The sequence below is a fragment of the Bacillus sp. JJ1521 genome (genome assembly GCF_036965165.1).
Lineage (GTDB): Bacteria > Bacillota > Bacilli > Bacillales > Bacillaceae_L > Ferdinandcohnia.
This window is the reverse complement of the sequence record NZ_JBALOX010000269.1, coordinates 1-7,651: the sequence shown is the minus strand read 5'-3', so window position 1 is coordinate 7,651 and position 7,651 is coordinate 1. Positions and strand designations below refer to the sequence as shown.

The 7,651-nt window shown below is 35.2% G+C and carries 10 protein-coding genes; 3 read left to right on the top strand and 7 right to left on the bottom strand.

Translation table 11 applies throughout. From position 1 onward, the window contains the following. From V7147_RS24480 to V7147_RS24470, 3 genes are all read left to right on the top strand, one after another. Positions 1 to 235: DUF1659 domain-containing protein (locus V7147_RS24480; protein ID WP_335370401.1), on the top strand; the 235-nt coding region annotated here is incomplete at its 5' end. A 168-nt stretch (positions 236 to 403) separates the two neighbouring features. Beyond that, positions 404 to 619 (top strand): DUF2922 domain-containing protein, encoded by a 216-nt coding sequence (locus tag V7147_RS24475; protein ID WP_335370400.1) that lies wholly within the window; start codon positions 404 to 406, stop codon positions 617 to 619. 58 nt (positions 620 to 677) lie between these two features. After that, on the top strand, positions 678 to 848 hold the full coding sequence (locus V7147_RS24470; RefSeq protein ID WP_335370399.1) for a YvrJ family protein: 171 nt from the start codon (positions 678 to 680) through the stop codon (positions 846 to 848). Positions 849 to 1,077: 229 nt separating this feature from the next. Here V7147_RS24470 and V7147_RS24465 read toward each other — a convergent pair whose 3' ends face one another. From V7147_RS24465 to V7147_RS24435, 7 genes are all read right to left on the bottom strand, one after another. Then, on the bottom strand, positions 1,078 to 3,009 hold the full coding sequence (locus V7147_RS24465; protein ID WP_335370398.1) for a DUF2075 domain-containing protein: 1,932 nt from the start codon (positions 3,007 to 3,009) through the stop codon (positions 1,078 to 1,080). 367 nt (positions 3,010 to 3,376) lie between these two features. Further along, positions 3,377 to 3,916 carry a VUT family protein gene (locus V7147_RS24460; protein ID WP_335370397.1) on the bottom strand — a complete coding sequence of 180 codons (540 nt, stop codon included), beginning with the start codon at positions 3,914 to 3,916 and terminating at the stop codon, positions 3,377 to 3,379. 240 nt (positions 3,917 to 4,156) lie between these two features. Further along, entirely contained in the window at positions 4,157 to 4,726 is a 570-nt protein-coding gene (folE, locus tag V7147_RS24455; protein ID WP_335370396.1) for a GTP cyclohydrolase I FolE, read from the bottom strand. Between the two features lie 45 nt (positions 4,727 to 4,771). After that, a complete protein-coding gene (locus V7147_RS24450) occupies positions 4,772 to 5,395 on the bottom strand; it encodes a 4Fe-4S cluster-binding domain-containing protein (protein ID WP_335370395.1) in 624 nt (207 codons plus the stop codon). Then, a complete protein-coding gene (gene queD, locus V7147_RS24445; RefSeq protein ID WP_335370394.1) occupies positions 5,388 to 5,876 on the bottom strand; it encodes a 6-carboxytetrahydropterin synthase QueD in 489 nt (162 codons plus the stop codon). Before queD ends, V7147_RS24450 begins: the two co-directional genes overlap by 8 nt. Before the next feature lie 2 nt (positions 5,877 to 5,878). Beyond that, the gene (gene queC / locus V7147_RS24440; protein ID WP_335370402.1) at positions 5,879 to 6,604 is read right to left on the bottom strand and encodes a 7-cyano-7-deazaguanine synthase QueC; all 726 of its coding nucleotides are present in this window, start codon (positions 6,602 to 6,604) and stop codon (positions 5,879 to 5,881) included. Between the two features lie 232 nt (positions 6,605 to 6,836). After that, positions 6,837 to 7,651 (bottom strand): hypothetical protein (locus V7147_RS24435; protein WP_335370393.1); only part of this gene is annotated, 815 nt, incomplete at its 5' end.

The window sequence follows — 7,651 nt, the reverse complement described above, 5'->3', positions numbered from 1 at the left end:
GGACATGGCAGCAACTCAAGATGTTCAAAGTACACAGTTACGTTTGGTGTTTGAAAACGGGATTGATGAAAAAGGTAAGGAGATCTTCAAAAACAAAAACTACAACAACATCAACCCAGCCGTATCAGCTGATGCATTGTATTCAGTAGCGATTGCAATCGAAAAGCTACAAAGCTTACAGCTTGTTACATTAGAGCGTAATAACAGCTATTCACTAGCTGGAGATGGAAAGTAAGTTTAACTTAATTCAGTAGAAGTGAGTCACTTCTGCTAAATAAAGTTAAAGCCTCCGGCGGATCCACAGATTTTCAAAGGAAACTTTTCGAGCATGCTCGAAAAAATCTGGGCGCAAATACGCCATGGCGCATTTGATATTTAATTTTAAAGAAAGGGGGAATAAAAAGTGGCTAAAACACTAGAAATGCAATTTCTTAATCAAGATGGTAAAACAGCAACAGTTTCCATTGAGAATCCAAAGGAACCCGTTGATTCAGTAGCGCTTTCCGCAGCAATGGATCTCATCGTATCATCCAACGTGTTCATCACACCTGGTGGTCCGATTATGGAGAAAAAAGGCGCACGTGTTGTCGAGCGCAATGTTGAATCAGTTGAATTTTAATTAGATTGGGGCCAGCTCTCTAGGGGTTGGCTTTATTTTTAGGAGAGGAGGAAGTTGGGTGGAGCAGCTAATGCCTTTTATTCAGGAGGTTGGCTTTCCTGTCGTCGTGACATTTTATCTATTGCACCGGATCGAAACGAAGCTTGATAGTGTCATTGACGCGATTCAAATGCTACCACAAAGCATGAAGGCCGACCCGCCATATGAAACGAAGAAAAGTATATCGTAAAAAAAAGCACCTGACTCAGTGAGTTAGGTGCTTTTGAATGTAGCAAAAATGTTGCTAGACAGTTGGTTTGATAATAGGTCGAGGATACTCGACCTTTTTAGGTCATTATAAGCCACTCACTAAGTCGAGTGGCTGTTTAAAATAATACAAAATCTTTTGGCCCTACCCTAGTCCCTTTATATTTTGGTACACAGTGGGACATAGCCTTTAACGCATTTTTCATTCAAAGTTAGTAACCCTCTTTTTCCTCAGCAACCTTCAGTTTTCCAAATGCCTTTTCCCTATACATACTCTCCCGCTTCAAACGAGATCTTAAATACTCTACCAAATTCGTATCAGTACAAAAAACATAACAGCCTTTTTGTCCTCTGGTCATCAAGGTGCGATATGTGTTTCGGATTATTTTATCTGCAATTTCTTGTGCTTCTTCAGGCTTTTCTTTAAGCATTTTCTTTATTCCTTTGAGGGATTGATCCGTTTTGGCTCGTTTAGTGTAATCAGTGACAACTTGTCCATTTTCATAGCGTAAATCATCACCAATAATAACACCGACATAATCAAACTCTAGACCCTGGCATGTATGGATACAACCCGCTTCGTGTATGGAGTTCTCATCGATTGCCCATGTGGTTGTACTATCTAGGTTCCAGCTCATACCAAAATTATGTTCTTCAATTTTAATATCGTGATAATTCGATTTCGTACGATTACCCTTTGGCCACTCCCAACAATAACCGGAAACAATTCTGGCTTTGTTACTGATTTTGTTTTTCTTTTCAATTTCATTCTTCATTTTATTTGGGTCAGAAAACACTTTGAAATCATAGTCCAATCCCATATCATTGGCATTAGCTGTTTTCCGAATCTGCAAGACATCATCGAGCCAAGCAATATAGCCGTCAGAACCATCACATCTAAACTGCGAAGCAAGAACTCCAGATGTAACTTCGGCACCATATTCTTTTGCGTATTTCCTAATCATATCAACACTGCCGATATCCTTCAACGTAACCCGTTGATTTTCATCAATAAAGAATATAGCCGTCCTAGCTGCATGAATGATTTCTTTTACTTGGTTCTCTCCTAGGTTTTGAAACATCCCTGACTTTTCATTTAACCGATGAGCTTCATCTACAATCAATACGTCAAGATCATCCTGTCCAGATTCTGTATAACTTCCCGAACCTTTAAATAGGTTATCTATCCTGGCTTTTCTAAAATCACCTTTTAGCTTGGTGGAATAGACATTACGTGGAGCAGAGTTTTTTGTAACATATTGAGCTGTCATTGCTTTATTTGTTAATTCAACTAGTAAATTAATCGCTAAAACGGACTTCCCTGTACCAGGTCCACCTTCAATGATCATGATTTGTTTTGTATCTGTTTTAATAGCCCTCTTTGCTAGTTGAATGGCCGTTTCATAAAACACCTTTTGCTCATCAATCATGACAAACTCTTGATTACCCTTAAGCATGTTTGATAACGCATCTTGTAAAGATTTTGACGGTCTGATTCTTCCCCGTTCGATTTGATATAAAATATCTCTTTGATCACCGTACTTGATGTATTTTTTTATAAAACTTCGTAGTTTCTCAACCTCACCTTTAGCATACACAGGTGCTAGGTCAAGATAATATGCATAATGTTCATCAGTTAAGGGATCATTTGGACGGATCCGATAGTTATGTAAATATGCACATGGCTTTAGTTGAATGAATTGCTCTTGCACATTTTCATTATAATCTTCAATTAATGCAGCATAGGACCATGCTTGATACGATGGATGTGTTACTTCATGTAAACCACGGTTTATTGCGGTTTTAACAATAGCCTCTTTCCCCTCGACCTTTTGAACTTCTGACCATTGTTTCAGTTCAACAATAACCACAGAATCTTTCTCTCCATCATGACCAGACAGAAGAAAGTCCACTCTTTTTGAAGTGTATGGAATTTTATATTCGATGGCAACACCAGCATCATCTGGAATGGTTTGATCATTCAATACACGATACATATGTAACATTGAATTATCCCAAGAACGTATTTCAGACTCACTTGTGCGTCCTAGTTTTAATTCAAATTGAGTTAGTATATGGGAAACGAGTACATCTTTATCCACGTGATCAAGGAATTCTTGTTTGCTTGCTTCGTAAACGATCATTTAGGGACCTCCATAATACAAGTTCTAGTAATATGAATATTTTACCATTATTTATAGAAGAGATTAAATTTTTAAGGATGAAAAAATGGAGTGCGCAATTATTAAGACTCTGAGCGTCAATTGCAATATGGATACCTTTTTTTATGAAAACGTTGTGAAAAGTAGCATATTTCTAAAGAATAAAATACTTTATACCAAAGTAATGTGGAATAATAGGCCAGGTCTATAAATATTGTGGGGGCATTAAAATGCCTCATTGCAATTTATGATAGATTTTTAATTTATCAATCTATAATTCTCCCCATGGGAAACTTCCTCATCTATAACTAAAAAGGGTGACTCCAAAAAGCCACCCTTGTGAAGAATATTAATTTGAAACTGATTTAGCTCTAAGTAGATTATTTATCGGATTTATTAACAGTGCACCTATAGATTGAATAATTGATTTAACAATAACTTGTCCTAAGATTGCTGCAGGTACAGCTTCCCATGGTAAAAAGTTAGCACCAAGTGGACTTAAACCAATTATTACAAAAACAACAGAATCGAAGAATCCACCTACTATACCACTATAAAATACCCTCCAACTAATAGGTAGATTTAAACGTGTATAGATTTCAGTATCAGTAGTTTCGGCAATAGCAAATGATATTGCTGATGCTATAACAATCAACATTGTATCACCTAAAAGAAAAGATACTATCGCAGATAAAACAAGTGCGGTTGCAATAAAGAAATAGGTTTTCTTTCTCCCATACTTATTCTGAACCAAATCTCGAAAAATGAATGTAGCACCAATTAGAAATGTCCCCATCGGGACGATGAATACTCCAAGTTGAAATGGTGCAAATGCCGCAGTAATCACATTTGCTGTAACAATGGATAGTAAATAAAAAAGTATTCTCACATCAATCACCTCAATATTTGGATATTGCGGAATATAACACCTTTCTTCCATATCAACGCAAAAAGAACATACGTTCCAAATACAATAATACACTTCTTTGTTAAATTTGTAAAATATTAATTACATTAAAAATAGAATCAAAATCTACCAAATTCACTTTAGTCAGTTAGATTGAGCGGAATTAGTTTAGTCAAGATAGCTTTCTCTTACCAGTAAACTAAAGTTAACTTGTTTATCTTTTTATTTATTATTTATATAGCTTAATATTTCCGAACGTGCATTACTATCGTTAACTAATACTCCTCGAACCGCTGAAGTAATAGTTTTTGCCCCAGGTTTCTTAACGCCACGCATTGTCATACACATATGTTCCGCTTCAACTACAACCATAACACCATGTGGTTCTAGAGTATCCATAATAGTATCTGCAACAGTTGAGGTAATTCTTTCTTGAAGTTGAGGTCTACGAGAAACTACTTCAACTGCTCGAGCAAGTTTACTTAATCCTGCTACTCGTCCGTTTTTAGGAATATAGGCCACATGCGCAATACCATAAAAAGGTACTAGATGATGCTCGCACATAGAGTAAAACGGGATATCCTTCACTAAAACAAGTTCTTCATGATCTTCGCTAAAAATTGTTTCAAAGTATTTCTTTGGATCAATTGTTAATCCTGAAAACATTTCTTCATACATTTTTGCAACACGTTTAGGAGTATCAATAAGACCTTCCCTATTCGGATCCTCCCCCACCGCTTCCAATATTAAACGTACTGCTTCTTCAATTTGAGCTCGATTAACGTTTGACACATAGTTTCCTCCTACCTGTTAACTACAATAAACTATTTAACTTTCTTACACACCACGTTTATTTCCCCAAATATAGGTATGGAGTTGCGGTAATACTTTTACATTCTTAAATTCATTGTCTAACATAGTCTTATCTATAAGCCATTCATATTTTTGCAATAACTGCTCGATCAGACGTTGGTCATCAACTGTTTTGTTATCTTCATTTCCTACTTGTAGGAAAAATGGAACTTCTGGATAACGAAGATGTACTTTTTTTGCATATTTATAATCCTCATCGTTGAACACTACAACTTTCAAGCTAGTATTCTTAGTTGACTCTTGAGCATTAAGTCTATTAATAATCATATCTAACACATCAAAATCTGTAATCATANNNNGAAGGCGAACCAAGTACTTTAGATTTTTTAATAAAGCTGGATTGCCCCCTGAGATAGTAACAAAAGAAAAACCGTCACCACCAAGTGAAACAAGCTCCTGCCAAATTTCTTCTGAATCCATTTGTTTGATTAAATCTTTACCTGTACCATCCCAAGTAAATGCGGAATCACACCAAGAACAAGAATAATCACAGCCCGCCGTACGAACAAACATGGTTTTTTGACCAATTACCATCCCTTCCCCTTGAATCGTTGGCCCAAAGATTTCTATTACTGGAACTTTACTCAACTTCCATCCACTCCCGTCTAGCTTCTGCAAAACTCGTAGGAGTTTCATATAAACGAACAAATTCAACTCTTACATCTTGATCTTTTTTCAAACCACTTCTTAATGACTCGTTCATTTTTTCATAAATCCATACAACCATATTTTCAGCAGTTGTATTCATATTTGGTAGGGTTTCGTTCATATATCGATGATCAAGGTAAATTTCTATTTCGTTTTTCCAAATTTCTTTGATATCCCCAAAATCTATAACAAGTCCAATATCATCTAAAAAGCCGCTAATCCCAAAAACAACCTTATATGTGTGTCCGTGTAAATTCTTACATTTCCCCTCATAACAATGGAGATGATGGGCTGCATCAAAAGTAAATTCTTTACTAATCAACACACGTTTTTTATGGTATTTTAGTTCTGTTTTTGTTATATCTTCACCCATTTTTTGTAGTTGATCTACAATCCTAAAGCCAAATAATTGATTTGTCATTATTATTCAACCCTTTCTAATGATTTAAGGTAAAGATTTAATCCATTTTTTCTTAATTTACATGCTGGGCATTCACCACAACCGTCTCCAATTATCCCTTCGTAACATGTCAATGTTTTTTCACGAACAAAGTCCAAGACACCTAATTTATCAGCAAGTTCCCATGTTTGAGCCTTATCCAACCACATTAAAGGAGTATGGATTACAAACTGTTTATCCATTGATAAATTAATGGAGACATTAAGAGATTTTACAAAGGCATCTCTACAATCTGGATACCCACTAAAATCCGTTTCACAAACACCTGTAATAATGTGCTTTGCCCCCACTTGGCTTGCTAACACTGCTGCAAATGATAGAAAGATTAAATTACGTCCTGGAACAAAAGTAGATGGTAATTCACCATTTTCCCCTTCTTTAATCTCGATATCACTACGCGTTAATGCATTTGGAGCAAGTTGATTCAACAATTGCATGTCAAGTATGTGGTGTCTGACACCTAATTCTTCTGCAATTGCTTTCGCGCACTCAATTTCTTGTATATGTCTTTGATTATAGTTGAATGTCACAACCTCAACTTCTTTGAATGTTTGTAAAGCCCAAAATAAACAAGTAGTACTATCTTGTCCACCACTAAATACAACAATTGCTTTTTCATCTTTTAACATATATGAATGAACTCCTTCCAAAAGAAAAAACAGTACCCCAAGATAGAAGTACTGATTCATCTTAGTTTTTTTAAAGAGGGGTGCTAGAACCTCTACCGTCAAATACGGATTTCTTATTAATCTATATATTATACTATCACAAATTTCGACAAAGCGGTAAAATATTTGCCCTAGAAATTTTATGCAAAATGTTGTTCTTATTCTTTAAAATATTAACTTTTTTAAACTTAAGGAATTAAAAAAGTATAATTCAGTTAAATATAATTTTGAACTATAAGTTCTTTAACCTTGACTAATAATTAGCGATTAGCAACTGCTCTTCTTCCTGTAATGCTTTTTCCAATATATTTAACATACTTGAACTACCTTTTCCTTCGGGACGTAAATATAAAGTATTTCCACTTAAATTCTGCTCTATGAAAATAGTAGCAGCATGTTTTGCGCTTGCTGTTGCTACCAGTAAGATATCAGAAACTTTCACCATATTCTTAAGTGTTTCAGAACCTGACTTTTCGTTATTAATAATAATATTTACATTGTTATTATTTGACTTAATAATATCCCTTACCCTTTGAGATACACTTTCCATTAACGTATATATACCTATAGTCTTTCCAGACAGTTTCTCCCAAATGTCACCACCACTATTTTCTTCTGCATTCTCCCCATATTTTTGTTGTGCTTCTGCCACTTTCCAAGTTTCTTCTTGTCTAAAATCACTATATAAATATTGGAGAACTTTTCGTTCATTGCGATTAAGTTTTCTGAAGAAGGCTTGAATTGAATTAGAAAAATCTATGAATAAAGCAAGCCGCTCCTCTACATCTGGACAAGGAAAATCTAGAAAAATCTCAAGTAAACTAATTCCGTTTTCCAAGTATTTATAAGATGCCGTTTCTATCCAAGTAGACTTACAAATTCCAATTATCTCAATATATTTCTCTTTGTTAACACCTGATTGTAATATCGCTTCTACTAAATCCTGGAAAATAGATAGTTCAATTCCCCCCTTCTTCTCGTTTAGAGAAAGCAACTCTAATAAAGCAAAGTATATACTATGAAACTCTCTTCTTGGCCACTCTTTATCTTTCTTGAAAAAACGTAATA